The sequence below is a fragment of the Streptacidiphilus albus JL83 genome (assembly GCF_000744705.1).
Lineage (GTDB): Bacteria > Actinomycetota > Actinomycetes > Streptomycetales > Streptomycetaceae > Streptacidiphilus > Streptacidiphilus albus.
The window spans coordinates 5,284,329-5,310,509 of sequence record NZ_JQML01000001.1 but is presented as its reverse complement, the minus strand read 5'-3'; the positions used below and the strand labels follow the sequence as shown (position 1 = coordinate 5,310,509).

Genomic DNA, 26,181 nt, shown 5'->3' with positions numbered 1-26,181 from the left:
TACCGAGTGCCACCGACAACCGGGGAACGCCGCTGCTCAGCTCGCCGAGAGCAGCCCCCGTCCGAGCCAGTCGGCGGAGTTCCGCACGCCCGGCAGGACGTAGAAGTACCCGCCGCCGGTCGGCGAGATGTAGTCCACCAGCGGCTCGTCGATCAGTCGGGTCTGCACCGCCTCGAACTGCCGCTGCACGTCCTGCTGGTAGCAGCAGAAGGCCAGGCCCATGTCCAGGTTGCCGACGCTGTCGATGCCCCGGTCGTAGTTGTAGCCCCGGCGCAGGATCCGCGAGTCGTCGGTCTTGGCCGTGCGCGGGTTGGCGATCCGGATGTGGGCGTCCAGCGGGATCGCGTTGCCGTCCGGGTCCTTGGCGTAGTCGGGGATGTCGGTCTCCTGGGTGCCGTCGAGCGGCGCGCCGGTGTCCTTGCGGCGGCCGAACATCAGCTCCTGCTCGTTCAGCGAGACCCGGTCCCAGAACTCCACCAGCATCCGGATGATGCGGATGACCTGGTAGCTGCCGCCGACCGCCCAGGCCGGCTCGGAGCTGCCGGAGTCCACCCAGACCAGCTGGTTCATCTCGCGGCTGGAGCTGGTGTCCGGGTTGGCGATGCCGTCCTTGAAGCCCAGCAGGTTGCGCTGGGTGCCGGTCGGACGCGGGGCGTTGGCGAAGCCGTCGATGCGCCACTTGATCTGCATCTGGCCCCGGGTGTGCTTGGCGATGTCGCGCATCGCGTGCAGCACGGTGTCCTGGTGGCCGCCGCAGATCTGCAGCGAGAGGTCGCCGTGGCACTCGGCGGCCTTGAGGTTGTCGTTGGGGAAGGTCTTCATCGGGGTGAGCTTGCGCGGCTTGAGCGCCGCCAGCCCGTAGCGTGCGTCGAAGAGCGAGGCGCCGACGCCCACGGTGACCGTCAGCTCGTCGGCCGGGACCGTCGGGCCCAGGATCCCGTTGTCCGCGGGCGGCGCGCCGACGCCCAGGTCCGGCGGGGTGCCGCCGGAGGTCAGGAAGGCGATCCGGGTGGTGAGGGTGCGCAGCAGCGCCTCCAGGCCCGCGCGGTCCGGGGCGATCACGTCGCAGGAGAGGAAGATCGCGTAGGCCGGGTTGGGGTTGGTGATCCCCGCCTGGTGCTCGCCGTAGAAGGCGACCGCGCCGCCGTCGTCGCTGCCGCTCGTCCCGCCGGCGCTGTCGGCCGCGGCCGGGGCGGCGCCGAAGCCGATCGCGCCGGCGGCGACCGCCGCACCGACAGCCCCGGAACCGAGGATCACGGTGCGCCGGGAGGTGCCGAACCCGAACGGGCAGGAGCCGGTGGCGGAGGCGTCCGTGGCGCCCGGCTGCGCCGAGGGCTGGTCGACGGGGCTCTGAATGTGATCAGTCATCAGGCGGACTTCCGGATCTCAAGCAGGTCGGGGATGGGCGAGAGGTCTTCGAGCAGCTGGCCGACGGCGCCGTTCAGCGTCTCCCGGGCAACCGGTGCGAGCTGTTCGACCGGGGTCCAGCCGGCGGCGGTGTCCTGGGCGGCGAGCAGCCCGGTGACCCGGCTGATGTCGGCGTCCACGGTGGCGAGCAGGCCCGGGCTGCGCTCGCTGATCAGCGGGCGCAGGACGGTGAGCAGTTCCTGGGTGCCGGCCAGGTTGGCCCGGACGGTGGCCAGGTTGCTGCCGCTGCCCTCGTCGGTGTCGGCGGTGAGCTCGAACTGGAGCGAGTTCTCCAGGATCTCGTGGGTGCGCAGCGGGAGGTCGGTCGGGTCGAAGTCCTGGGTCGGGAAGGCCTTCTGCAGCCCGGTCGCACTGACCACCAGCTTGTCCGCGACCGGGGCCAGGCTCTGCGCGGACTCACCGTGCCACAGTCCGTACTCCAGCCGGTGGAAGCCGGTGAAGCCCGGGTCCTGCACGCCCAGCGGCAGGCCGTCGGCCCGGCCGTTGATCGCCTTGTCGAAGTCCTCGAAGGTGCCGTAGGCGGCGCCGAGCGAGGAGTACTGGAGGTGCGCGGTGAGCCAGTCGGCCTTGGCCGCAGTCAGGTTGCCGGCGTGGATGTCGGCGGCGACCTTCTGCGTCTCCGGGACCAGAGTGGCCAGACCGGCGTTGACGTAGGCCTTGTAGGCGGCGAGCGGCGCGTCCAGGTCGGCGGCGGCCAGCGGCAGTACGGCGGCCACGGCGCTGCCGCCGGTGACGTGGACGGTCGCCGAGGTGACGGCCTTTCCGGAGGTCGGCACGCAGCGCCAGGCGTAGTCGCCGCTGCCGATGGTGGCGGTGAGCGCCCGGGTGGTGCCCGGTGCGATCCCCTCGACCTCGCCGTAGACGGCGTTGGTGGTCGGGTTGATCAGGTAGACCTCGGAGGTCTGGCTGCCGCTGTTCTTCATCTGGAAGACCTGCTGGCCCGGCTTGGGCGTGGTGAAACCCTGGCCGCAAGCGCTCTGCGAGACGGTGACGGTGGCCGAGGCGGCGGGCTTGCCGTCACCGGCGGCGATGACGATCCCGGCGACGACGGCCGGCACCGCGACGATCGCGGTCGGCACCAGCCAGCGCGGCCGACCGCCCGACGCGGCGGGCTCGGTGACGGCGGGCTCGGTGGTGGCGGGCTCGGCGGTGGCGGGCTCGGCGGCGGCGGGCTCGGCGGCGGCCTCGGCGGCCTCCGGCTCAGCAGCGGGCTCGGCCACCGGGGCGGGTGCGGCGGCCGGAGCGGCTGCGGGCGCAGGTGTCCGCACACCCCGGACGAAGAGCGTCATCACGATCGCCAGATAGAGGACGTAGGCGGTGATCTGCAGCCAGGTCATCTCGGTCGTCAGGTTGAAGACGCCCTGCACCAGGGTCGCGTACCAGGAGTTGGCGTCGATGCTGCCGCCGAGGTTGAAGGCGAACGCGGATCCGCCCGGCAGCACCCCGCCCTCCTGCAGGTCGCGGAGGCCGTAGCCGAGGACACCGGCCGCGACGATGATCAGGCCGACCCCGGTCCAGGTGAAGAAGCGGGTCAGGTTGATCTTCAGCACCCGCCGGTACAGCGCCCAGCAGAGCAACACCGCGAGCACCAGGCCGACGGCCGCGCCGATCAGCGGACCGGTCGAGCTGCCCGCCGTCTGCGCCGTGGTCCAGATGAAGAGCGCGGTCTCCAGGCCCTCGCGGCCGACCGCGAGGAAGCTGGTGAGCACGAGCATCCCGGAGCCGACCGCGAGCGCGGCGGCGACCTTCTCCTTGATCTCACCGGAGAGGTTGCGGGCGTTGCGCCGCATCCAGAAGACCATCGCGGTGACGAAGGCCACGGCGATCACGCTGAGCGCGCCGCCGAAGGCCTCCTGGGCGTTGGTCGGAAGGTTGGCCGCGGTGAAGGTGAGGACCGCGCCGAAGCTGAGCGAGAGGGCGATGGCCGCCAGCACGCCGGTCCATACCTGCGGAAGTCGTGCCCGCTGGTCGGCGCGGACCAGTGTCGCCACCAGGATGGAGACGATCAGTCCCGCTTCAAGGCCCTCCCGCAGCCCGATCAGAAAGCTGGGAAACGCGTCGTCCCACATGGAAAGAGACTCCTCCCCGGGCCCACCCCGGTCATGCCGACAGCAGCCCGCCGATCTTCGGCGGGCTAAGCTTAGGCATACCTTAGTAGGAGGGTAAGGATTTCGTCCACAGGGGGTCAGTGCACCCGGACGTCCACGGCGCCCGAGGTGCGGTCCAGCACCGCGTGGTGCGGGCCGAAGATCCCGAACAGCTGTGCACGGAGCTGGAGTTCGCCCCGCTGCTGGGCCTTGGCGTCAAGGCTGAACGTTCCGGCGGGAGCGCAGCCCAGCTGTCGCCAGGCGCCGGAACCGCTCCGCTCGTCGATGCACAGCCGGATGGGGGTGGGGCCGAAGTCGTCGCTGTTGCCGGTCGCGGTCACCTGGACCGACTGGCCGACCGCGACACTGTGGCTGCGCACGCCGATGTCGATCGCCGACTTGGCCGAGGCCGACCCCGCACCGACGGCCAGGCCCCCGACCACGACGGCAGCGACGGCGGCGGCCGAGGCGACGCGCCGGACGAGCGCGCGGTGCCGAACGATGCCTGTGGTGTTCTTCATGGAACAGCCCCCTGGGGTGAGACGACGCGTCAGTCAAGTGCCAACTGTAGAGACGGACAGGAACACCCACAGGTTTCAGCGCTCAACACTGCGCCCAGCGTGCATCCGGTCCGGGTCAGGCGGCAACCGGACGGAAGACCGGGCGCAGCGCCCCGCCGTCCGCGGCGGCGACGTCCAGGCACACCGGCGCCCCCGCCCACAGCCGGTGGGCCGGGACGGCCGCGAGCCGGGCGTTCATCCGGAAGCCCTCTTCCAGCTCGATCACCACGGTGCGCCCGGCCTCGGCGGCGCCGGCCGGATCGGGGATCCGGTAGATCCGCCCCTGCCCGCTGCTGCACTCCCAGGCGAAGTCCGTGCCACCGCAGGTCGCGCACAGCAGCCGGACCCGGGCGGAGCGGTCGTCGCACCATCGGCAGCGCTGGTAGCGGAGCTCGCCCCGGGCGAGGCCGTCCTGGAAGATTCCGGCGGGGTCGTCGGTGTGCACGGTCATCAGGGCTCCTGCGGCGGCAGAATGATCTCGTCTTCACGAACGATCGTTAAGCTATGCGTACCCGGCGGCACTGTCCAGAGGCGTGGCGGACTCGACCGGGCCGATCCGGGCTAGGATCCGAACGACCGATCAGTCACCTTCAGCAAGGATCCCCATGCGACCTGCCGGACAGACCGCCCTGCTGGAGGCCGCCCGCGAGGAGTTCGCCGCCCGTGGCTTCGGCAGCGCCTCGATCCGGAACATCGCCCAGCGCGCCGGGATGAGCCTGTCGGCGATGTACCACTACTACTCGGGCAAGCAGGAACTGCTCCATGCGCTGCTCGACGAGGGCATGGACGCCTACTTCGCCGCCTGCTCGGCCGCCCTGGAACAGGTCGGCACGGAACCGGCCGACCGGCTGTCCGCCGTGGTCGCCGCCACCACCCGGTTCCGCGCGGAGCACCACGCCCGGAGCAACATCCTGCTGTCCGAGGAGCGCAGCCTCGACCCGGACCGGCTGGCCCGCTACAGCGCGCGCCAGGCCGAGGCCACCAACCTGTTCCGGGACGCCATCGACGCCGGCGTCGAACTGGGCGTCTTCCTCACCCCGTACCCGGACGAGGCCCGCCGGACCGTGATCGCCATGTGCAACGCGGTCTCCCAGTGGTTCCGCCCCGACGGCGGCGAGCTGAGCCTGGACTCGCTGGTGGACCGCCATGTCGCCATCGCGCTGACGGTAGTCGAGTACCGGCCGCAGCGCTCCTGGTCGGCCCGGCCGTAACGGCCCGGCCGCAGTGGCCGGGCCGGACCTCCGCTGGCTACTCGGACGCGCCCTGCTGCTGCTCCGCCTCGCGCCGCACCTCGTCCATGTCCAGCGCCCGGGCCTGCTTGATCAGGTCCTCCAGGGCGGGGGCGGGGAGCGCACCGGGCTGCGAGAAGACCACCGTGCGGTCACGGATGATCATCAGCGTGGGGATGGAGCGGATCTCGAAGGCACCGGCCAGCTCCTGCTGGGCCTCGGTGTCCACCTTGGCGAAGACCAGGTCCGGGTTGTCCTCGGCCGCCTTGTCGTACACCGGGGCGAAGCCGCGGCAGGGACCGCACCAGGCCGCCCAGAAGTCGATCAGGACGAAGTCGTTCTTCTCGACGACCTCGTTGAAGTTGTCCTTGGTGAGCTCGAGAGTGCTCATGGTGCGTTGACCTGCTTTCGGCTCGATCTGCTGCTCGGTGCTGCGCTGCCAGGGTCCAACCAGTGCCGGACCGGCCCTATTCCCCCGGTTCCAGGGCCCGGGACAGCCCCTCGGGACCGGCGCCGACCTTGCGGTGGGCCGAGGCCAGCAGCCGTCGGGCCTCATTCTCGCTCACCCGCATCCGGGCGGCGATCTTGCGCACCGTCAGGCCCTCGACGGCGAGTTCCGCCGCCTGGCGCTCACGGGCGTTCAGCGCCCGCGTCTCCACCGCGCGCATCCGGTGCGGGCTCGCACCGGCCGCCACCAGCTCCCCCTGACCGCGCGCGCTCAGCCCGTCCGCACCGCACTGGGTGGCCAGCTCGACGCCCTGCTCCAGCACGCTGACCGCGTCCCGGGGACGCCCCGCCCGGCGGAGCGCGGAGCCGTAGTCGACCAGCGCCAGGGCGTGCTCGTAGGCCGCGGGCGACTTGCCGAGCGCCTCCCACCGACTGCCGGAGCAGGTCGAGCGCCTCGGCCGGGGCGGCCAGCGCCGCCTTGGTCCGCAGCGCGATGCCGATCGCGGAGTTGCTGCCCACCCGTTCCGCGTCCTGGAGTGCCTTCTCGGCCAGCTCCGCCGCCCGTTCGGGCGACTCCGGCGCGAGGGCGCGGGCCAGCTCGCCGGCCCAGGGCGCCCAGACCGGGTTGCGCCAACCGCGTGCCTCCAGCCCGGCGCCCGCCTGCTCCAGCTGCTGCACCGCATCCTTCCGCCGTCCCTGCGCCAGCAGCAGCCGCCCGTACAGGGTGGGCGCGTCCGGCAGGACCATGACCGGCGGGAAGGGCGGACCGAAGCCGTACTGCTGGGCGAGGTCCACCGCCTCCTGCAGCCGGCCCCGGGCCATCAGGGTCTCGCAGAGGACGCCGATGACGTCCCACTCCAGCGGCAGGCCCCGGCCCAGCCGGAGCGAGCTGCGCAGGGTCGACCGGAGGAAGGACTCCGCCTCCGCCAGCCGGCCCCAGCGGAACAGCGCCAGCCCGCGCACGAAGTTGACGAAGGCCAGGTGGCCGCCGCTCCACCCGGCCAGCTCGTAGGTGTTGGCGCCCTCGTTGGCCAGCTCCGAGGCGAGGTCGAGCCGGTCGTTGTAGATGTAGGACAGGCAGAGGACGATCGGGATCTCGAAGCCCCAGATGGTGTTGGTCCAGCCGATGTCGCGGACCAGGCTGCCGTCCTCGAAGGCGTACCCGGCCAGCTCCACCACCTGCTGGGAGTCCTCGCCGCGCAAGGTGAGGTCCCAGGCCCGGAGCACCTGGACGGCGTGCGAGCTGGCCCCGCCGTCACCGCGCGCGGCGGACAGCTCGGCCAGCCGCTGCGAGTGCCCGGGGCCGTCGGGGACGTCCCGCAGGAAGCCGCGCCACATGTAGTACGCCGTCTCCAGCAGCACCCGGGCCGGCCCCGGCTGGGTCCGCTCGACCTCCTCCGCGGTCACCCGGGCCGCCTCGCCCATCTGGTTGCTGTGGCCGAGGGCCTGGCCGAGCCGCAGCACGACCTCCTCCCGGCGCTGCACCCGCAGGCCGGGCTGGGTGGTGAGGGCGGCCCGCAGGTGGTTGACGGTCACCGTCGGGTCGGTCAGCAGGGCCGAGCGGCCCAGCTCGAACAGCACGTCGGCCCGGTCCTCCTCGGCCGGGGGCTCCCGCAGGGCGCGCTCCAGACAGCGGTGCGCCGCCGCGGGCGCGCCCATCGCCAGGTGCTCGTCGGCGGCCTGCCGGAGCTGCTCGACAACCGTCAGGTCGTCCTCGGGGTGGGTCTCCAGCAGGTGCCGGGACGCCTCCGCCATGCTGAGCCCGGCGTCGATGATCTCGCGCGCGGCCTTGCCGTGCATCGCGGTGCGCATGCTGGGCGACAGCATGGTCTCGTACAGGGCGGTGCCGATGGTGGGGTGGACGAACTCCAGGGTGGTCGTGCCGTCGGGCTTGTAGTCCGAGCGCAGCAGCCGCTCGGCGCGCAGCTTCTCCACCGCGGTGCGCGCGGCGGCCGGGTTGAGGCCCGCGATGTTGGCGGCCATGTCCGGGTCGATCTGGGTGTCGAGGATGGCCGCCGCGTAGGCGAAGCGGTAGGCGTCGGTCCCGAGCTTCTCCAGCCGACGGGCGATCCCGGGGCCCTTGTTGGCGGCGACCAGCCCGCCGATCTCGCTCAGGTACTCGTCGTTCGGCGGCATGGACCGCTCCCGCAGCCTGGCGATCAGAGCGACCAGGTCGTAGGGGTTGCCACCGGTCTTGGACCAGCACTCGCGGCAGAACATGTCGTCGGCGTCGGCGCCCAGCTCCTGCCGGACCAGGGTCTCGACGGACACCGGACCGAGCTGACGCAGACTCAGCAGTCCGTCGCTGCCGCCGAGAACGGGACTGAGCAGCGGATCCCCGGCCATCGGCAGGCTCTCCGGGCGGAACGCCAGCGCCATCAGCAGCGGGACCCCGGGCAGCCGGGAGGCGAAGGCGACCAGCCAGGCCAGCGACTCCGGGTCGGCCCAGTGCAGGTCGTCCACGACCACGACCAGCGGCCCCATCCGGACCGCGAGTTGGGTCAGCAGCAGGTCCAGGGCGTCCCTGATGCCCTGCGGGTCGGGCGGCACCGGAAGGCCCACCGCGTCGGAGGCCGGGACCAGGCCGAGCGCCGGCGCGGCCAGGTCCAGCCAGCCGCCCTCCAGGAACTCCCGCCGCTCGGGAACGGACTTCCGCAGCAGGGTGGGCTGCAGCAACTGCCGGACCACGTGGAACGGGACGTTGCGCTGCTGCTCGCCGCCGCGGGCGTAGAGGACCAGGCAGTGGTCCTGCCGGGCGCGGGCGCTCCGGCGCAGCTCGCCCAGCAGGGCGGTCTTGCCCAGACCGGCCTCGCCGCTGAACCGGAGCAGGGTGCCGATGTCGGTGTCGCCGTTGCGGTAGCCCTCGCAGAGCCGGGTCAACGCGCTCTCGACGACCTCCATCACCTCGGCGCGCTCGTAGAGGCCACTGGTGTAGAGCCCGTGCTCGTCGATCCGCCGGTCGTCGATCCTGCGGTCGGCCGCGCCGCCCCGGGCGGCATCCGCACCGCCCGCGCCTCCGTGATCGCTCACCGTTCGCTCCCACTCGCTCGCTGTCCGCACCCTCTGTCGAGGCTATCCACTCACCTTGCGACGCGGGGTGGTTTTGCCGTGCATTCAGCAACTGCCCAGCCATCAGCCATGGTCACGGTATGGGCAGTTGTCCTATAGCAGACTGCAAGAAGTTGCCTACTTGCAGTAGCGTCGCGATCGAATGCTTTCGACCGAGAGAGGAGATGCAACCCAATCGTGGAGCTGAACCTCCCCTACCCCAGGCGTTTCAACGAGCACCGCGACACCGCCGAGGCTCACAACCTCGACTGGCTGCGGGGACACGGCATGCTGACCGGGTCCGAAGCGGTCGCGCTGTACACACGCTGGGACATACCCGATCTGGCTGCCCGCAGTTTCCCCGACCTCGGCGCCGAGGACCTGTGCCTCGCCACCGACCTCTTCAGCTTCTACTTCCTCTTCGACGACCAGTTCGACGATGAGCTCGGGCTGCACCCGTCCGCCGTCGCCGCGGCCTGCGATCCGCTGATCCGGATCGCCCACGGCGAGCCGACCGGACCCTCCGACTCCCCTGTCACCTCCTCCTTCCGCGACCTCTGGCGACGCAGTTCCGCCGGCATGTCCTCGCGCTGGCGCGCCCGTGCCGCCACCAACTGGGAGTGGTACTTCGCCGCTCATCCGAACGAGGCGCTCGGCCGGACCCTCGCGGCCGAGGCCGAGGCCGAGGGCGTCGATCCCACCATCCCGGACCGGGCCGCCTATCTGATGCTGCGCCGGGGCGCGGACGGCACCGAGACCGTGCTCGACATGATCGAACGCTTCGAGGCCGAGGTGCCGCCGGCCGCCTTCCACAGCCCGCAGTTGCGGCTGATGCGCCAACTGGCGGCCGACGCGCCGGCGTTCAGCAACGATGTCTACTCCTACGACAAGGAGGCACCGCGCGGCGACGTCTACAACCTGGTCGTGATCCTGCAGCACCAGCGCCAGTGCAAGCGCGAGGAGGCCAGCGTCGCAGTGCTGGCCGAGGCCCAGTGGATGATCGACCAGTACCTGCAACTGGCGGTCGAGATCCCGGAGCTGTGCGAACGGCTCGGGCTGCGCCGGGACGAGCGGCTGGCCGTCGAGCGCTACGCGGACGGGCTGATCGCCTGGATGGGGGGCTACTTCGACTGGGAGAGCCGCACCGCCCGCTACCGGCCGCAGGGCTCGCTCCCGGTGGACCGCCCGGGCCACCTGGAACCGTTGCTCTCCGCCAGGGCCGCCGGAACCGCCTCGCAGAGGTGAGCGCTCACACGTCCCCGGGGCGGCGGCGGTACCGCCGCCCCGGGGACGCCGGGGCGTCCGCCGGGGGCGTCAGGCCTTGACGGCGACGCCGCCGTGCATGTGGACGTGCTCGTCGAGGGTGGCCGCGGACTCCGCGTCCGGGTGCCAGCGGTGCACCAGGCAGACGCCCGGGTCCACCAACTCCAGGCCACTGAAGAGCAGTTCGACCTCCTCCCGGGTGCGGATCCGCTCCGGGATGCCGCGCGCCGCGTAGGCGGCGATGCCGCGGGTCACCTCTTCCGGCGCGCTGTCGGCGGTGACCGTGGACAGCGCCAGGAAGCTGCCCGGCGCCAGCTGCCTGATCAGCCCGTCGATGATCGAGTGGGCCGCGTCCTCGTCGGTGACGAACTGCAGCACGGCGATCAGGCTGAGCGCGACCGGCTGCTCCAGGTCCAGCGTCTCCAACAGGGTCGGCGAGGTCAGGATGGACTCGGCGTCGTGCAGGTCGGCGTCGATGTAGGTGGTCCGACCCTCGGGCGTACTGGCCAGCAGGGCGCGGGCGTGCACCAGCACCATGGGGTCGTTGTCGACGTAGGCGACCCGCGCCGTCGGGTCCACGGCCTGCGCCACCTCGTGCAGGTTGGGCGAGGTCGGCAGCCCGGTGCCGATGTCCAGGAACTGGCGGATGCCCCGCTCCGCCGCGAGGTAGTGCGTCACCCGCCGCATGAAGCTCCGGTTCGCCCGCATCGACTTCGGCAGGTTCGGCCAGACGGAGGAGATCTCGGCGGAGGCCTCGCGGTCGGCCGGGAAATTGTCCTTTCCTCCGAGCAGATAGTCGTAGATCCGCGCGGGATGCGGGATGTCCGTCCGCAGCTCCACCGAGGGCGCGTCGTTCTCGCCCGGCTTCATCCAGTGCAACTCGTCAGCCACGGTGCCGCCCCTGCCACTCACATGCGAATCCGATGATCCTTCACATACTTTAGGCCCGGTTCCGCTTCGGTCAATCGCTGCTCCGCCACCGTCACCGAACGCTCCGGAGAGTTCGACGGAGCGCCACCTGCCCGAGGCGGATCCCGTTGGCGCAGGTCGGGGCCGGTGCTGTGTCTCAGTCAGGTCCACTCCCGGTAACGCGGGTTGTGACGGAACGGGCGAAACTGCGGGGCCGGCCCGGTCGTGTAGGTGATTGAAACCACGCAGCCACACGGACTCCCCGGGGGACACCATGAAGCACAGCCGTCGCCGTATCCTGCCGCTCGCCCTCCTCGCCGCCGCGACCACGCTGGCGCTGACCGCGTGCAACGGCAACGCCTCCGGCAACATCTCCGCCGGAGGCAGCGCCCCGGCGTCCGGGTCGGCCTCGGCTCCGACCGCTGCCTCGGCCTCGGCTCCGGCGTCGGGTCCGGCCACCCCTTCCTCCCCCGCGCAGCCGTCCAAGTCCGCCGCGCCGCACTCCTCCGGCTCCGCCGCCGCACCCACCACCGCCCCGGGCGCCGCCGGCACCAGTGCCACCAGCGACTCCTACGCCTACAAGCACCCCTGCACCGGCGGCCAGCTGACAGTCAAGGCGTCCTACGACTCCGCGCTGGGTGTCACCAAGCGGCTGATCGAGGTCACCAACACCGGCAGCGCCTCCTGCGGCCTGACCTACTACCCCACGGTCGCCATCGACAACAGCGCGACCGTCAACACCACCAGCGGCACCCCCGAGACGGTGCAGCCCGCCGTCCCCGGCGGCCTCGGCGGCCCGCCCTACTTCCCGATCTACGCCGGCGCCCACGCCTACGCGGTGGTGGACCTCGACCCCAGCCACGCCACCTCCGGCGCGAGCAAGCAGTACAACACCCTCTCGGCGATCGCCACGACCGAGCTGCCCGACGCCGACACCGTCAACACCACCATCACCGAGGAGGGCAGCGGCGGCGGCAACCCCTACGTCAAGAGCCCCTTCCTCGGCCTCTACCGCAGCACCGTCGCCGACGCCGTCAGCTCGGCCAACCCGGCCAACGGCTGAGCCGCGGCCCGGCGACACGCCGTCGCCGGTGCGAGAAGTACCCCCCAGGGGTAAATCGGTTGATGCCATCGGGCGGTCCGACAGCAACCCGACACCACTGGAGGCCCCATGCACGCCGTCCGGCACGCGCTGTCCATCACCGGGTCGATGACCTGGGAGATCACCTGGGCCCTGATCCTCGGGTTCCTGCTGTCCGCGATCGTGCAGGCAGTGGTGCGCAAGTCCACCGTCGTGCGGCTGCTGGGCGACGACCGCCCGCGCACCCTGGCCCGCGCCGCCCTGCTCGGCTCGGCTTCCTCCTCCTGCTCGTACGCGGCGGTCGCCCTGGCCCGCTCACTGTTCCGCAAGGGCGCCGACTTCACCGCGGCGATGGCGTTCGAGATCGCCTCCACCAATCTGGTCGTCGAACTCGGAGTGATTCTGGCCCTGTTGATGGGCTGGCAGTTCACCGCGGCCGAGTTCGTCGGCGGCCCGATCATGATCGTGGTCCTGGCCGTGCTGTTCCGCCTGCTCCTGCGCGACAGACTGCTGCGCGACGCCCGCGAGCAGGCCGAACGCGGCCTGGCCGGGTCGATGGAGGGCCATGCGGCGATGGACATGTCCATCGCCGCACCGGGGTCCTTCACCCGGCGGCTGTTCTCCCGCGAGGGCTTCACCTCGGTGGCGCACGTCTTCGTGATGGAGTGGGCCGCGATCCTGCGCGACCTGGTCATCGGTCTGCTGATCGCGGGCGCGATCGCCGCCTGGGTGCCGGACTCGTTCTGGCGCACCTTCTTCTTCGACGGCCACCCGCTGGCGTCCGAGCTCTGGGGCCCGCTGATCGGCCCGCTGGTCGCGGTCGTCTCCTTCGTCTGCTCGATCGGCAACGTGCCGCTGGCGGTCGTGCTGTGGAAGGGCGGCATCAGCTTCGGCGGGGTGGTCGCGTTCATCTTCGCCGACCTGCTGATCCTCCCGATCCTCAACATCTACCGGAAGTACTACGGGCTGCGGATGGCCGTGTTCCTGGCCGGCACCTCCTACGCAGCCATGGTCGTGGCCGGCTACGTGGTCGAGCTCCTCTTCGGCGGCCTGGGCCTCGTCCCCGAGCAGCGCCGCGCGAAGATCCCGATGGAGGGTGTGAGCTGGAACTACACCACCTTCCTCAACATCGCCTTCCTCGCCCTGGCCGCCGTCCTGCTGATCCGCTTCCGGCGCACCGGGGGCGGCGCCATGCTGCGCATGATGGGCGGCGCCCCCGACCCCGGCCACACCGGGCACGGCACCCACACCGGGCACAGCGCCGAGCACGGGCCCTCGGCGCAGATGTGATTCCGGTCACAGATTCGGCTGCGACACAACGGCCCTCCCGACACGTCTATTGATCTGAAGGGTGATCACAACGTGGGAGGAGAAGGCTCTGCGGCAGACCACAGGGGGAGACGGAACCCCCGACGGCTCCGACGGGTACTGACCGGGCTCGACCCGTCAGAAGATTCTCGGGCTCCGGCTGCAACAGAAGCGTGCGGCCGCGACGTCAGTTGGTCATGGAGCACACGACAGCCCTCGGTACGGCAGCACGGTCGCGGGTCCGGACGCAGGAGCCGATCGACTTCCAGGAGTTCGCGGTGGTTCGGGGCGGGCAACTGTTCCGGACGGCGTTCCTGCTGGCGGCCGGGGACTCACACCTGGCCGAGGACCTGGTCCAGGAGACGCTGGGGCGGATGTTCGCCCGCTGGGGACGACTGCCCCGGCTCGACAACCCCGTCGGTTACGCGCAGACGGTACTGGTCAACGTCTTCATATCGCAGCGGCGCAAGCACAGCAGCAGTGAACGGCCGACCGAGATGCTGGCCGAGCGGGAGAGCAGCACAGCCGGGGACGAGGATCCCGCCCTCCGGGTGACGCTGCTGGCCGCACTGCGGCAGCTCGCGCCGCAGGACCGGGCGGTGCTGGTGCTGCGGTACTGGGAGGACCGGAGCGTCGAGGAGACGGCGACGGCCCTGCGGCTCTCATCCACGGCGGTCCGCTCGCGCAGCAGTCGGGCGCTGGAGCGGCTGCGCGGGGTGCTGGGCAGCAGCATGGCCGAGATCGCCGAGCGCTGACCTCCCGTCCCCGGAATTTCAGAACTTTTCTCGACGACAAGACAGAGGTATGACATGTCATCTGACATTGAGGCTGCATTCGCGCAGGAGCTCAGGGCGGCGGCCGAGTCGGCCGTCCAGCCCGCTCCGGGGGACATCTACGCCGGGGCGGTGGTCCGGGGTCGTCGGATCCGGCGCACGGCCATCGTCAAGCGGACGCTGGCGAGCGTGGCCGCGCTCGGCGTGGTCGCCGCCGTGGGCGTGCCGCTGCTGACCGGCGGCCACGGGCCGACCGTGGTCGGGGCTGCGGCCGCGCCCACGGTGAAGATCAAGACCACGCCCACGGCCGACGACACCAAGAAGGCCGCGGCGGCCCAGGCCGGCACGGCCTGGATGCCGGCCTACATGGAGCAGACCCTGAAGTCGCTGCTCCCGGCCGGGTCCGACACCTCGATCAAGGACGACGAGGGGGACAACGGCCGCATCCAGGCCTCCGTACCCACGCTGATCAACATCAAGGGCACGTCGGGGGGCCGGGCGCAGACCGGGCTCAAGACCTCCACCGGCACCTCCGCGGTCGTGCTGATCACCTCGATGGACAACTACCAGGTCCACTGCCCCACCGCTGCCGAGGCGCCCCACGAGACCTGCACCAAGACCTCCGTCAACGGTGGCACCCTCATCGTGGACCTGGGCTTCAAGAACTCGCTGAACGGCCAGGGCGCCACCATCTGGGACGTGTACTGGTACGGCCCCAGCGGTCAGTCGGTGCACCTGGACGAGGTCACGGACGCCGCGCACGCGGCGACGCAGGCCGCGGGACAGGCGCTGACGGCGCAGCAGATGACGGCGATCGTCACCTCGCCGGCCTGGGACCGGATCGGGCAGTCGCTCCCCGCGCAGTGCAAGTTCGGCGTGATGGCCGGCACGGTCAACTCGCCGACCGTCATCCCGGGCACGGTGGGACTGGTGTGCGCCACCAGCCGGTCCGCCGCCATCCCCGGGAACGGCGAAGCCGGAATCTCCATCGCGGGCTAGCCCGTGCTGCCGCTGTGGTCGGGGCCCCGACCACAGCGGCGACCGGGCACGCCCCGGCCCCGGACCGGATCTCCGGTCCGGGGCCGGGGCGCTGCGCGCTCCTGTCGTCACTTCGCGGTTCTGTCGTCGCTGCGTGCTCCTGTCGTCGCCGCGCGGTGTCGTCGCCGCGCGGTGTCGTCGCCGCGCGGTGTCGTCGCCGCGCGGTGTCGTCGCCGCGCGGATCAGGCGCTGAGCTCCGGGACGGAGACCAGGTCGAGGCCGCGTCCGAGCAGGCCCTCGATGACGGCAGACCGAGCCCCGACCGAGCGCGGGCGGTCGCCGCCCGCGTCGTGCAGCCGAATCACGGAGCCCACCGCCACCTGGGCCGGCGCTTGCTGGGCAGTACGGTCGGCTCCGGGCATGGCCCGGTCGCCGGCCTCGATGTCCCACATCACGATCTTCTCCTCAAAGCCGGTCCACTTGTCCAGGACTCGCGGGGTCGGCGAGCCGCACGGCGGCCGCAGCGGCGCGGGGCGCTCGCCGGTCGCCCGGGCGTCACGCAGCGCGCCGGGATCTGTGCGGTGCAGAGCGGGTGGGCCGTCACAAGGTCGGGCTCCCGGCCGTGCACTCCGCCCGGAGGCGGATGTGCCGTTCGATCGTGGACATGGACCCGCCCGGAGTCCGTCGCGATCGAAGAGCACCGCGCTCCCCGACCGGCCGGACGCAGACATGAGCGGTCCCTTCCTGGGTTCACCGGACGCCGGCACGCGTCAGCGGGTGCGGACCCACGGCCGGTGGCGCCACTGCGAAGCTGCCCGACCAGAGAATCATTCCTTCGTGAAGGTTTTCAAGCCGCGATCGAAAGAACCGATCGAAGGCCCGCCGCGGGCCGAAGGCGTCCGGGACGGCACGGGGCGTCGGGGCAGCCTCAGGCGCGGATGCCCAGCAGGAGGACGTCGCACATCTCCCGGTAGCGCTCCCGCTGGTCGGCCCGGGCGCTCAGCATGTCGGACATGTGCTGCATGCCGAAGAACGAGGAGACGATGACCCGGGCCGCCACGGCCGGATCCAGCCCCTCCCGCAGCTCGCCGGCCTCCTTGGCCTGCTCGGCCAGCTCGGTCATCACCGCGATCCAGCCGACGTAGGGCGTCGGCACATCGGCGTGGATCAGGGAGCGTTCGATCTGCAGCCGCGCCGCGGCCTGGATCGGGACCTCGGTGCGGAACACCTCGGCCGTCCGGTCGAGGATCTCGACCAGGGTCTCCAGCGGCGACAGGCCGGCCTGCTCCACCGAGTCGATCAGCGGCTGCCAGCGCTCCAGGTAGATGTTGACGATCTCGACGGCCAGCGACTCCTTGTTCGAGAAGTGGAAGTAGAGCGCCCCCTTGGTGAGGCCGGCGCGCTCGGCCACGTCCTGGAGCGTCATGGCGGCGAACCCCTTCTCGGCGAACACCTGGGCCGCCGCGTCGAGGATCGTGCGCCGGGTGTTCCGGGCCCGCTCCTGCTTGAGCGCCTTGGGCGGCCTTCCCGACGCCGTCGCGACAGGGGAGGCAGTGGGGGTCGGTGCCATGTGTGGTCGCTCCATGAAGGGATCAGGAATTGGTCGAACCATTGCAATATACCTTTGGGTAGGTTTATTTTCAGCCCTAGTCGTTGCAGAACGATGGACGCAGTCGCCGGCCACAGCAGGGGGAATGTGATGTTACTGTCCAATTTGCCAACTTTGGCCCCGCTCGGCTTCGAGTGCCCGGGGGACGGGCGACGGACGGTGCCGGGGTACGGCCGGACCGTGCCCCGCGAGCTGGTGCACAAGGAGTCGGCCGCGGAGGTCTTCCTGACCAACACCCTCACCGCCGGCGACGAGCGGATCCGCGTGGGCGTCAGCTGGCCCGGGAACCACGGTTTCTACCGGTCGGACGGGCTCGGCTGCAGCGACCCGCTGCTGGTGATCGAGACGGTCCGGCAGGCCGCGATCTACCTCGCCCACGCCCACTACGCGGTACCGCTGTCCCGCCACTTCATCTTCACCGGGCTCGAAGTCAGCCTGGAACAGCACGAGTTCACCCGGCCCCGGAGCGGTCCGGTGCAGGCCGTGCTCGACTGCGGCTACGAGGCGGTGTGGCTGCGGGACAAGAGCCGCGGCACGCTCGACTGCGTGATCGAGGTCGCGGGACGGCCGGTCGGACGGGCCAGGGCCGGACTGCTCGCCGTCGAGACACCGCTCTACCGTCAGCTCCGCAACCGGTCGGCCGGGAGGCGGGGGGTGCCCGTGCGGCGTCGGGCCGAGCAGCTGACGGGTGACCAGGTGGGGCGCCACGGCACAGGGGACGTGCTCCTCGGCCGCTCGGACGGGGAGTTGGTGCTGCGGGTGGATCCCACCCACCCGGGCTACTTCGAACACGTCTGCGACCACGTCCCCGGCATGGTGCTGATCGAGGCGTTCCGGCAGGCCGGCCACGTCGCGCGGCACCGCCCGGACCCGGGGCCGGAAGGCCGGACCCGGCCGCTGTGGCTCTCGCACCTGTCCATCGACTTCGGCTCCTTCGGGGAACTGGACGACGACGTCCTGGTGCGGACCGAGGGGACGAGTGCGTCCGACACCGCCGGCGGACTGGAGATCGAGGCCGTCCAGTCCGGGGTGATCCTGGCCAAGGGGTCGGTCGACTTCGTCCCCGCACGGTTCCGTTGACATGGGTGACGGCGAAGGAGGAGGTTCCGCGTGGGGAGTATCCAGTTCCAACACCTGAGGGCCTTTCATGCGGTGGCGGACGAGTTGAGCTTCACCCGCGCCGCGACGCGGCTGCACTGCGCCCAGTCGACGGTGACGGCCCAGATCCAGCAGCTGGAGCGGACGCTCGGCGCCGAACTGTTCCATCGCCGGGGCCGCTGCCGGATCGAGCTGACCGGGGCCGGGCTGCTGCTCAAGTCGCGGGCCGAGGCCATCCTCGCGGCGGTCGACACCACCCAGCAGGACATCCGCAGGCTGCACGGGGACGCCGTCCCGAGCCGTTCGACCAGACCGCCCGGTGGCCACGGTCCACGGGCCCTGGCCGGGCGGCCGACCACCAACCCGACGTGACCAGAGAGGACACTGCCATGGCGTTCCCAGCCCCGGTCCACTGCGCGTTCTTCGATGTCGACGAGACGCTGATCCGACGGAAGAGCATGGCCGGCTTTCTCCAGCACTACCTCGACACCGCGGTCGACCTGCCCGACCGCGACGCCGACGAACTGCGCAGAGGAGCAGCCCGGTTGACCCGCCGCACGGCCGGCTCCGGGTGGCGCGGCCGCGCCGCGCTGAACCGGGAGTACTACCGCCTGTTCCGGGGCCACCGCTACGACCGGCTGCGGGCGGCCGGGCGGGACTGGTTCGCCGCCCAGTCGCGGCGCGGCGACCTCTACCACCCCGGGGTGCGGGCGGCATTGGCCGACCACCGGGCGCGCGGCTTCCGCATCGTGCTGGTGTCGGGATCGTTCGCGCCCTGCCTGGAGCCGATCGCCGAGGACGTGGGCGCCGACCTCGCCGTCGGCGCCCGACTTCTGGAGTACGAGGGGGTGTTGACCGGGGAGATCCGGCAGCCGGTGATCGGCCGGGGCAAGGCTGCGGCCGCACGCCGGGCACTGGAGTCCTTCGGCGCCTCCCCCGGGGGGAGCTACGCGTACGGGGACCACATCTCGGACCTGCCGCTGCTGCGCTCGATCGGGCACCCCGTCGTGGTCGGCGGGCACGGGCTGCTCGGGCGGTGCGCCGGGGTCGCCGGCTGGCCCGTGATCGCCACCCGGCCGTCCGACCCTCCGGTCGACCACGACCCGCCGCTACTCGCCGCGGCGGATCCGACCGGTCAGCAGGGCGTCGCGTAACTCCGTTACTCGTGCGACCAGTTGATCCGGACAACCGCTGGGGGTGGTGTGCCGCACGCCCACCAGGATCGCCAGCATCGTGTCGCCGACGACCTCGGCCGACGGATCCCGGAGCAGCTCGCCCGCCTGCTGCGCCCGAACCGCCAGCTGGGTGAACCGGTCGCGCAACTCCGGGAACTGGGACGGGACCTGACCTTCGACCTGGGCCGCGTCGACGATCAGCCGCATGCCGCAGCTGAACCGCGGGTCGTCCCCCAGGCGCTGGGCCAGCTCCAGCAGCAGCCGGTCGAGGGCCGCCAGCGCCGACCCGGGGACGGTGTCGGCATGGTGCAGCAACTCGCGCCAGACCGCCTCGAACTGCGCCAGCAACTCGGACACCAGCGCGGCCTTGGAAGGGAAGTGACCGTACAGCGCACCCTTGGTCAGGCCGGTCCGCTCGGCCACCCGGTCCAGCGAACCGGCCGTGGCCCCGTGGGCGGCGAACTCGACGGCGGCAGCGTCGAGTAGGAGCGCATGCGTGCGACGTGCCCGATCCTGCTTCACCTGGACCCCTGTGACCTCAAAAAAATCCTATAAGGAGGAATTTATTCTGAGATGGGGCCCTTTTCGCAAGTCCCCTGCCGAAAGTCCGATAACAGACAGTCCCCCGACATCCCCCGGCGGGCCCCACGGTCCGTTCGAGCCACCCCGAGGAGAACCGGAACAATGACCGTCGCAGCCCCTAATTCATATCAACCGCCGAAAAACGCAACCATACCGTCAAGGACGGTCGCACACGTGGCCGCCGAGTACGCCGAGGAGGCGGAGCACGCGCGGACGCTCCATCCGGCCGTGGCGGAGGCGACCCGGCTGAGCGGCTTCGCGCGGCACTTCACCCCGGTCCGCTGGGGCGGTTCGGGCGGCAGCTTCACCGAGGCCCTCGAAGCGGTCGCGACCGTGGGCGAGGGCTGCGCAGCGGCCGGCTGGTGGGCGAGCCTCCAGGCGAAGCACGCCCGACTGGCCGCACTGCTGCCGACCGAGGCCCAGCGCGACCTGTGGGCCGACGGCCCGGACGTGTCCATCGCGGCCGCGGTGGGCGAGTCCGGCGGCCGGGCGGTCGCCACCCCCGAGGGCTGGTCGCTCACCGGACGCTGGCGCTACGCGAGCGGCATCGACCACGCGCACTGGGTCCTGCTGGCGGCCGAGTCCGAGGAGTCGGGCGGACCGCGCCCTTCGGTCTTCCTGGTGCCACGGGCGGACGTCCGCATCGAGTCCCAGTGGTCCGGAGCGGGGCTGCGCGGCTCGGGGACCCATGCCATCGCCGTCTCCGGGGCGCGCGTTCCCCGGCACCGGGCCGTGGGCCGGGAGGTGATGATCGCCGGGGCGGGCAACGGCTGCGGCGATCCCTGCCATCGGGTCCCCGTCGCCCTGGTCGCCTCGCTGCTGTTCGCGGCCCCCTGCCTGGGAGCCGCACGGTCCGCACTGCGGGCCTGGGTCGCCCAGGCGGGCGGGGGCGCGGCGGTCGCCCGGAGCGGGGCGCGCGGGTGCGAGGCGCTGGCCCGCAGCGCCGCCGAGATCGACGCGGCGGGCCTGCTGCTCGCGCGCGCCGCGGCCCGTGCCGACGCGCAGGAGTGCGACCGGCTCGCGGTGGCCACCAACCAGCGGGACTGCGCGGTGGCCGTGGACATCCTCGTCGGCGCCGTGGAGCGGCTCTACCGCGCGTCGGGCGTTGCCGGGCAGCGGGAGGGCGGCTTGCTGGAGCGGGCCTGGCGCGACGTCCACGCCATCGCGGCGCACGCGATGCTGCGACTCGACGCCGCCTCGGCGGCGTACGCGGAGGCAGTCGGGGTCGAGACGATCGGGGTCGATACGGTCGGGGTCGATACGGTCGGCTGATCGCCCGTCAACACCCGCCGGAGAGCGAGGGGCAGGGCTCAGATGACTCCGGCCGCGTCCAGCAGGACGATGGCGGTGGCGGTGGCGAGACCGTCCAGCGGTTGGTCCTGCACGACCGAGCGGGCGCTGGATCCGTCGAACACCACGGTGAGCTGACGGGCCAGCAGCTCCGGGTCCCGCGCGCCGGCCCGCCGGGCCTCCTCGTGGAAGAAGCCGGTGAGTGCGTCCTTGGAGCGCCGGGCCACCTCGGCCGCCGGGTGCCCGGGGTCCTTGAGTTCGACCGCCGTGGCCACCCATGGACAGCCCAGGTAGTCCGGCGTACCGGAAAGGTACTCCAGTCGCTCGAAGACATGCAGAATACGGGCGCGCGGCGACCGGTCGTCCTCGGCGGGGGTGAGCAGGTGGTGGTAGGCGGGAGCCACCCGTTCGAGGCTTGCGGCCAGGACCTCGTCCTTGCTCCCGAAGAGCTGGTACATCGACTTCTTGGACACCCCGGCAGTCCGGCACAGCGTCTCGACCCCCACCCCGACGCCCTGCCGGTAGAAGAGCTCGGCTGCGGCATCGAGCAGCCGCTCACGGGTCGGGGCCGTCGCGGCTCCGGTCGGGGCCGTCGCGGCTCCGGGCCTGGTCGGGGCTCCCGGGGTCGAGGTCATGCCCCCAAGGCTACGCTCCGGGCTTGCCGACGGAAACCGATCGGTTTACGGTGAGTGGAAACCGATCGGTTTCCGCCGTTGGGCGCATCACCACGACAGCACCACCAGGAGACGACCATGACCGCAATCGCAGGTTCGACCGTTCTGGTCACCGGAGGCAGCCGGGGCATCGGCAAGGCCCTGGTCGAAGCGCTGTACGACCGCGGGGCCAAGAAGGTCTACGCCACGGCCCGCAACCCCGCGACCGTCACCCACCCCGACGCGGTCGCGCTCGCGCTCGAAGTCACCGACCCGGCGTCGGTGGCTGCCGCCGCCGAACAGGCCTCCGACATCACCATCCTGATCAACAACGCCGGAGCGGCCGTCAGCGCGTCGTACCTGACCTCCCCGGTGGACGACATCCGCCGCGAGTTCGAGACCAACTTCTACGGCCCGCTGCACACCACCCGGGCCTTCGCGCCGATCATCGAGGCCAACGGCGGCGGCCACCTGCTCAATGTGCACTCCGTGCTGTCCTGGATCGCGCTCCTCGGCTCCTACAGCGGCTCCAAGGCCGCGCTCTGGTCCCAGACCAACTCGCTGCGCCTGGAGCTCAAGCCCCGTGGCATCGGCGTCACCGGACTGCATGTCGGCTACGTCGACACCGACCTGGCCGCACACGTCGACGGCCCCAAGGCCTCGCCGCAGAGCGTCGCCGAGCAGGCGTTGGACGGCATCGAGGCGGACGCCTACGAGGTGCTGGCCGACGAACTGACCCGCCAGGTCAAGGCCGGACTCTCCGCCGACCCCGCCGCGCTGTACCCGCAACTGGCCGACTGAGCAGGGCATCCCGGCGTCCGCGCGGGCGGCGCTGCCGACCGCTCGGGGTCAGCGTTCGGCCGCCCTGGGCCAGTCGCAGGGTGCTTGCGCTCCCCTGCCGGGTCTGCACCCAGCCCTCGTCGCGGAGCACCGCCAGCGCGGCGATCACCGTGCCGCGGCTGACACCGAGGACGGCGGCAAGCCGGCGCTCGGCGGGAAGCGTGCTGCCGGCCCGCAGCCTGCCGTCGAGCACGCCGTCGCGCACGGCTGCGGCGAGGCCCGCAGCCAGTGGGACCCCAGGCATCCGCCATCCCCCCAGTGCCGCGGCCAACTGAGGTTCGGTGATGCGCACTGGTCCAGTTTTCCATGATTGGACCAGGCGGCCCGGCCATCGTGCCGGATAGCTTCGGTCCGACCGACGATGGACGGAGCCGGACATGCACCCTCACCTCGCAGACGACCTGGCGCGCCTGCCCCAGCTGCTCGACGCCACGGCGCGGCATGCGGTCGCCTATCTGGAAGGGGTGGACGACCGGCCGGTCCTGCCGTCCGCGCCTGTCCCCCGCGCCGCGCCGCTCCCGGAAAAGGGCGTGGGACTGCGGGGTGCCTTGGAGGAGTTCACCCGGGAGTGGGATCCGGTCCTGTCATCCAGCACGGGACCGCGCTACCTCGGATTCGTCACCGGTGGCGCGACTCCCGCGGCCGTGGCCGGGGACTGGCTGACCGCGACCGTGGACCAGAATTCGAACTCGGCGCTGGACGGAGCCGGGCAGTATCTGGAACGGCAGACAGTCGGCTGGCTGCGGGAGTTGTTCGGCCTGACCGCCGAGCACGAAGGGGCCTTCGTCAGCGGGGCGACCATGTCCAATCTGGTCGGTCTGGCGATCGCCCGCGAATGGCTCGGCGAGCGCCGCGGCGTCTCCGTGGCCCAGAGCGGCACGGGCGCACTCGGTCCGGTGCGCGTCCTGTCCGGCGCCCCGCACTCCAGCATCGCCAAGGCCCTGTCCGTCCTCGGCCTGGGCCGCGGCTCCCTGACCCAGGTACCGACCCTGCCCGGACGCGAGGCCGTGGACATCGAGGCGCTGGAACGCGCGCTGGCGGAGTCAGACGGCCCGTGCGTGGTGGTCGCCAACGCGGGCACGGTCAACACAGTCGACTTCGACGACCTGCGCGCCGTCGCCGCGCTGAAGCAGCACCACGATTTCTGGCTGCACGTGGACGCGGCCTTCGGCGCCTTCGCCGCGCTCTCCCCGGCCGAGGCCCACCTCGTCGCAGGCCTGGACGCGGCCGACTCGATCTGCGTGGACCTGCACAAGTGGCTCAATGTCCCCTACGACAGCGCGGTGCAGTTCACCCGACGCAGAGATCTACAGGCCCAGGTCTTCCAGAACTCGGCGGCCTACCTCGGTCCGCTGGGCAGCACGCCCGACCTCGTCCACCTGACCCCGGAGAACTCGCGACGCCTGCGCGCTCTCGCAGCCTGGTTCACCCTGCGCGCCTACGGCCGCGACGGGCACCGTGAGATCGTCGAGCGCGACATCGCATGCGCTCGCGCACTCGGCCGGGCCGTCGAACTCACCCCCGGCCTGAGGCTCCTGGCACCCGTGCGACTGAACGTCGTCTGCTTCACCCTGGCCGAGGCCCCGACCCCCGAACGACTCGCAGCCCTCGTCCAGGAACTCGCCGAGGTCGCGTTCCTCACTCCGACCGTCTACGCGGGGGTTCCGGCGTTGCGGGCCGCGTTCAGCAACTGGCGCACCACACCGGCCGATGTCGAACGGATCAGCACCGCCCTCCGCAACGCCCGGACCCCGACCGGGACGACCACGCCGACGATCCACTGACCACCACCGGACCGGTGACACGGGCCGGACCTCCCGGGCCGTCCCCTGCTACCTCGCGCTGCCCCGGCCCGTCGCCCACCCGGCAGCGCCGACCACTGACCGCGCCCACCCGAACGAGCCGAAGTGGATCAGCGGCGAGGGGCAAGGGACAAGGAACCGAGTCACCGGGCTACGCACCACGGTGCACGGACCACGAGTGCCCGACTGGCCCGATTTCCATCGGTCGGCAAAAAGAAACCCCAGGTCAGAGATCTGACCTGGGGTTCTCCATGGAGCCGCCTTCGGGATTCGAACCCGAGACCTACGCATTACGAGCCCATGAGCGATCATGTTGCCGAATGCCGCGTGGTGCCGTCTCGTGATGTCGTGCCTGATCAGAGCACATGCGGCAGGTTGGCCCATGCCACCTCGTGATGCCCCGTCCAAAGGCGTCCGGCCACCGGGCGGCCACCGCGATTGCCGCGGCCGAGGCCGGTGTCCGCTCCTCGGCACGCCACGCGCACTGTCACGACCCTACAAGCCACGGACGCCCCGGGGCCGCTTAAGTACCCGAGCGGCATCGGCATCCGCAATGACAGCAGCGGTCCTGTATCGCTTCCGTACGCGGGGGATAAGTGATCCGAGCCGGCGGCGCCGCTGGATCCGATGCCTCTGCTTCCCGTTCGAGCTCCAGGACACGCTGAAGGTCAGCGGTCACCACTCTGTAGGCATCGCCGAGCCTCAGCACCTTGCACGGGTACTCGCCTTGTTTCGCCAGGCGATAGCCAGTACTCCTCCCGATAGAAAGGATCTTGTTGGCCGTCCGCAGATCCACCGTGGGCCCCAGCGCCATCACATACGTGCGTAGCAAGGTCGCCCCGTCGAACGTCCCATGAGCTTCAGCCAACGCGCCCCCCAGCCCCGCCTCTGCGATGAGAGCCGAATCCGCCCCCGAGAGAAGGATCACCGCTACGGACACAAGCAGTCCCCTTACGCCGCCGGTTCACCCCAACGAGGAGCACTACCGGCGACATCCATGCGGACCTGGACAGCCAACCGACCGCATTCCGCAGCCGCCCTCTGGGGGCCACCCGATTCCCAGCAAATCCCGCCACACAGCAAACGATATCGTCTTCAACTATGGGATGATATCGTTTGACGTACTTGAAGACCCGAGGAGGCCAGCATGGCAAGAACAGTGATCGACCTCGACGAGACCATGGTCGCCGAGGCCATGCGCATCTTCGGCACCAAGACAAAAGCCCAAGCCGTGCGCCTCGCCATGGAGGACGCCGTCAAACGGCACCTGCGCCAGGAGGGTTTCGACGCCATGGACTCCGGCGACTTCGACTTCAGCGAGATCATCGAGAGCACCGGCCCCCGCAACGCTGACGGAACCCTCAAGCAGGAAGGCGGCCGGGCCGCCTGATGCAGGACCGCTACCTGATCGACAAGTCCGCTCTCGCACGCTGGACGAAACCCGGCGTCAGAGAGGTACTCAAGCCCCTCCACGAACGCTACCTACTCGCGGTCTGCCAACCCACCGAGTACGAGATGATCCACTCGGCCCGGGACGCCGCCGAGGCAACGCGAATCAGCACCTGGCTCCACGCCTTCGACTACCTGCACAGCGACGACGACACCTTCACCCGCGCGCTGGAGGTCCAGCGCCACGCTCTCAACGCGGGCTTCCACCGGGCACTGTCACTCCCCGATCTGCTCATCGCCGCCACCGCAGAGCTCAACCGCCTGACTGTCCTCCACTACGACGGCGACTTCGACATGATCGCCTCCCTCACCGGCCAACCCACTGAGTGGGTCGTGCCACCAGGCATCGCCGACCGCTGAACGGTACTGAGACCGCAAGTGAGACCGCTGACTCCTGCAGGGAGCGTGCCCGGCCTCGCCATCGGGATCGTGTCAGTGACGAACGCCCAGACCCCAGACCACTACTCTCCGCCGCTACACCGCACCCGTCGGGGCTTCCAGTGAAGCCCGAGGACCCGAGGGGATCAAACCCAGATCCTCCTTACATGACCACGCTGGCCCAACAGCTCTAC

The 26,181-nt window shown here is 71.2% G+C and carries 27 protein-coding genes and 1 pseudogene; 14 read left to right on the top strand and 14 right to left on the bottom strand.

What is annotated here, in order from left to right:
- Positions 1-36: 36 nt before the first annotated feature.
- From efeB to BS75_RS23160, 4 genes are all read right to left on the bottom strand, one after another.
- Complete coding sequence (efeB, locus tag BS75_RS23175; RefSeq protein WP_042437435.1) at positions 37-1,368, bottom strand: iron uptake transporter deferrochelatase/peroxidase subunit; 1,332 nt, start codon at positions 1,366-1,368, stop codon at positions 37-39.
- Positions 1,368-3,497, bottom strand: coding sequence for an iron uptake transporter permease EfeU (gene efeU / locus BS75_RS23170; protein WP_034089628.1), 2,130 nt, complete (start codon positions 3,495-3,497; stop codon positions 1,368-1,370). The genes efeB and efeU overlap by 1 nt, the downstream gene beginning before the upstream one ends.
- A gap of 116 nt (positions 3,498-3,613) precedes the next feature.
- The gene (locus BS75_RS23165) at positions 3,614-4,036 is read right to left on the bottom strand and encodes a hypothetical protein (protein ID WP_034089627.1); all 423 of its coding nucleotides are present in this window, start codon (positions 4,034-4,036) and stop codon (positions 3,614-3,616) included.
- A gap of 115 nt (positions 4,037-4,151) precedes the next feature.
- A complete protein-coding gene (locus tag BS75_RS23160; RefSeq protein ID WP_034089626.1) occupies positions 4,152-4,526 on the bottom strand; it encodes a Zn-ribbon domain-containing OB-fold protein in 375 nt (124 codons plus the stop codon).
- A 154-nt stretch (positions 4,527-4,680) separates the two neighbouring features.
- On the opposite strand from BS75_RS23160, the gene BS75_RS23155 reads away from it, so the two are divergent.
- The gene (locus BS75_RS23155) at positions 4,681-5,286 is read left to right on the top strand and encodes a TetR/AcrR family transcriptional regulator (protein ID WP_034089625.1); all 606 of its coding nucleotides are present in this window, start codon (positions 4,681-4,683) and stop codon (positions 5,284-5,286) included.
- A 37-nt stretch (positions 5,287-5,323) separates the two neighbouring features.
- On the opposite strand, the gene trxA is transcribed toward BS75_RS23155, so the two are convergent.
- The 3 genes from trxA to BS75_RS43485 all read right to left on the bottom strand — a co-directional run bounded on the left by trxA (position 5,324) and on the right by BS75_RS43485 (position 8,781).
- Entirely contained in the window at positions 5,324-5,695 is a 372-nt protein-coding gene (gene trxA / locus BS75_RS23150; protein WP_034089624.1) for a thioredoxin, read from the bottom strand.
- A 76-nt stretch (positions 5,696-5,771) separates the two neighbouring features.
- The gene (locus BS75_RS48450) at positions 5,772-5,972 is read right to left on the bottom strand and encodes a helix-turn-helix domain-containing protein (protein ID WP_052069634.1); all 201 of its coding nucleotides are present in this window, start codon (positions 5,970-5,972) and stop codon (positions 5,772-5,774) included.
- Positions 5,935-8,781, bottom strand: coding sequence for an ATP-binding protein (locus tag BS75_RS43485; RefSeq protein WP_052069633.1), 2,847 nt, complete (start codon positions 8,779-8,781; stop codon positions 5,935-5,937). The genes BS75_RS48450 and BS75_RS43485 overlap by 38 nt, the downstream gene beginning before the upstream one ends.
- Positions 8,782-8,997: 216 nt before the next feature.
- Here BS75_RS43485 and BS75_RS23140 point away from each other — a divergent pair, with 216 nt between their 5' ends.
- Entirely contained in the window at positions 8,998-10,044 is a 1,047-nt protein-coding gene (locus BS75_RS23140; protein ID WP_042437436.1) for a terpene synthase family protein, read from the top strand.
- 69 nt (positions 10,045-10,113) lie between these two features.
- Here the strand turns inward: BS75_RS23140 and BS75_RS23135 are convergent, their stop codons facing one another.
- Complete coding sequence (locus BS75_RS23135; protein ID WP_034089623.1) at positions 10,114-10,932, bottom strand: SAM-dependent methyltransferase; 819 nt, start codon at positions 10,930-10,932, stop codon at positions 10,114-10,116.
- Positions 10,933-11,245: 313 nt separating this feature from the next.
- On the opposite strand from BS75_RS23135, the gene BS75_RS51555 reads away from it, so the two are divergent.
- The 4 genes from BS75_RS51555 (at position 11,246) to BS75_RS23115 (ending at position 15,132) form a co-directional block, all read left to right on the top strand.
- Entirely contained in the window at positions 11,246-12,034 is a 789-nt protein-coding gene (locus BS75_RS51555; RefSeq protein WP_052069632.1) for a DUF4232 domain-containing protein, read from the top strand.
- A gap of 108 nt (positions 12,035-12,142) precedes the next feature.
- The gene (locus BS75_RS23125) at positions 12,143-13,342 is read left to right on the top strand and encodes a permease (protein WP_042437437.1); all 1,200 of its coding nucleotides are present in this window, start codon (positions 12,143-12,145) and stop codon (positions 13,340-13,342) included.
- A gap of 215 nt (positions 13,343-13,557) precedes the next feature.
- Positions 13,558-14,115: a SigE family RNA polymerase sigma factor gene (locus BS75_RS23120; protein ID WP_081982533.1), complete on the top strand. Its 558-nt coding sequence runs from the start codon at positions 13,558-13,560 to the stop codon at positions 14,113-14,115.
- Between the two features lie 54 nt (positions 14,116-14,169).
- Complete coding sequence (locus BS75_RS23115) at positions 14,170-15,132, top strand: hypothetical protein (RefSeq protein WP_034089622.1); 963 nt, start codon at positions 14,170-14,172, stop codon at positions 15,130-15,132.
- Between the two features lie 221 nt (positions 15,133-15,353).
- On the opposite strand, the gene BS75_RS23110 is transcribed toward BS75_RS23115, so the two are convergent.
- Positions 15,354-15,566 (bottom strand): polysaccharide deacetylase family protein, encoded by a 213-nt coding sequence (locus tag BS75_RS23110; RefSeq protein WP_152645740.1) that lies wholly within the window; start codon positions 15,564-15,566, stop codon positions 15,354-15,356.
- Between the two features lie 473 nt (positions 15,567-16,039).
- On the bottom strand, positions 16,040-16,681 hold the full coding sequence (locus tag BS75_RS23105) for a ScbR family autoregulator-binding transcription factor (protein ID WP_034089620.1): 642 nt from the start codon (positions 16,679-16,681) through the stop codon (positions 16,040-16,042).
- 219 nt (positions 16,682-16,900) lie between these two features.
- Here BS75_RS23105 and BS75_RS23100 point away from each other — a divergent pair, with 219 nt between their 5' ends.
- The 3 genes from BS75_RS23100 to BS75_RS23090 are packed head-to-tail and all read left to right on the top strand — an operon-like array spanning position 16,901 to position 18,972.
- A complete protein-coding gene (locus BS75_RS23100) occupies positions 16,901-17,800 on the top strand; it encodes a ScbA/BarX family gamma-butyrolactone biosynthesis protein (protein WP_160312239.1) in 900 nt (299 codons plus the stop codon).
- Positions 17,801-17,830: 30 nt separating this feature from the next.
- On the top strand, positions 17,831-18,190 hold the full coding sequence (locus BS75_RS23095; protein ID WP_231607872.1) for a LysR family transcriptional regulator: 360 nt from the start codon (positions 17,831-17,833) through the stop codon (positions 18,188-18,190).
- A 17-nt stretch (positions 18,191-18,207) separates the two neighbouring features.
- Positions 18,208-18,972, top strand: a complete 765-nt coding sequence (locus BS75_RS23090; protein ID WP_052069630.1) for an HAD family hydrolase — start codon at positions 18,208-18,210, stop codon at positions 18,970-18,972.
- On the opposite strand, the gene BS75_RS23085 is transcribed toward BS75_RS23090, so the two are convergent.
- A complete protein-coding gene (locus tag BS75_RS23085) occupies positions 18,928-19,515 on the bottom strand; it encodes a TetR/AcrR family transcriptional regulator (protein ID WP_052069629.1) in 588 nt (195 codons plus the stop codon). The two genes, BS75_RS23090 and BS75_RS23085, sit on opposite strands and share 45 nt — an antisense overlap.
- Positions 19,516-19,749: 234 nt before the next feature.
- On the opposite strand from BS75_RS23085, the gene BS75_RS23080 reads away from it, so the two are divergent.
- On the top strand, positions 19,750-20,847 hold the full coding sequence (locus tag BS75_RS23080) for an acyl-CoA dehydrogenase family protein (RefSeq protein WP_052069628.1): 1,098 nt from the start codon (positions 19,750-19,752) through the stop codon (positions 20,845-20,847).
- 38 nt (positions 20,848-20,885) lie between these two features.
- Here BS75_RS23080 and BS75_RS23075 read toward each other — a convergent pair whose 3' ends face one another.
- The gene (locus BS75_RS23075; RefSeq protein ID WP_081982530.1) at positions 20,886-21,500 is read right to left on the bottom strand and encodes a TetR/AcrR family transcriptional regulator; all 615 of its coding nucleotides are present in this window, start codon (positions 21,498-21,500) and stop codon (positions 20,886-20,888) included.
- Positions 21,501-21,617: 117 nt separating this feature from the next.
- Here BS75_RS23075 and BS75_RS23070 point away from each other — a divergent pair, with 117 nt between their 5' ends.
- Positions 21,618-22,319: an SDR family oxidoreductase gene (locus BS75_RS23070; protein WP_034089619.1), complete on the top strand. Its 702-nt coding sequence runs from the start codon at positions 21,618-21,620 to the stop codon at positions 22,317-22,319.
- Here BS75_RS23070 and BS75_RS46840 read toward each other — a convergent pair.
- On the bottom strand, positions 22,264-22,602 hold the full coding sequence (locus tag BS75_RS46840; RefSeq protein WP_231607871.1) for a GntR family transcriptional regulator: 339 nt from the start codon (positions 22,600-22,602) through the stop codon (positions 22,264-22,266). The two genes, BS75_RS23070 and BS75_RS46840, sit on opposite strands and share 56 nt — an antisense overlap.
- Positions 22,603-22,735: 133 nt before the next feature.
- Here BS75_RS46840 and BS75_RS23065 point away from each other — a divergent pair, with 133 nt between their 5' ends.
- Entirely contained in the window at positions 22,736-24,142 is a 1,407-nt protein-coding gene (locus BS75_RS23065; protein WP_034089618.1) for a pyridoxal phosphate-dependent decarboxylase family protein, read from the top strand.
- Between the two features lie 664 nt (positions 24,143-24,806).
- Here the strand turns inward: BS75_RS23065 and BS75_RS51955 are convergent.
- A pseudogene (locus BS75_RS51955) lies at positions 24,807-24,974 on the bottom strand (integrase); the annotation flags it as partial.
- 333 nt (positions 24,975-25,307) lie between these two features.
- Here BS75_RS51955 and BS75_RS23060 point away from each other — a divergent pair.
- Both BS75_RS23060 and BS75_RS23055 read left to right on the top strand, forming a co-directional pair.
- The gene (locus BS75_RS23060) at positions 25,308-25,550 is read left to right on the top strand and encodes a type II toxin-antitoxin system VapB family antitoxin (protein WP_034089617.1); all 243 of its coding nucleotides are present in this window, start codon (positions 25,308-25,310) and stop codon (positions 25,548-25,550) included.
- On the top strand, positions 25,550-25,969 hold the full coding sequence (locus BS75_RS23055; RefSeq protein WP_034089616.1) for a PIN domain nuclease: 420 nt from the start codon (positions 25,550-25,552) through the stop codon (positions 25,967-25,969). Before BS75_RS23060 ends, BS75_RS23055 begins: the two co-directional genes overlap by 1 nt.
- Positions 25,970-26,181: the final 212 nt, after the last annotated feature.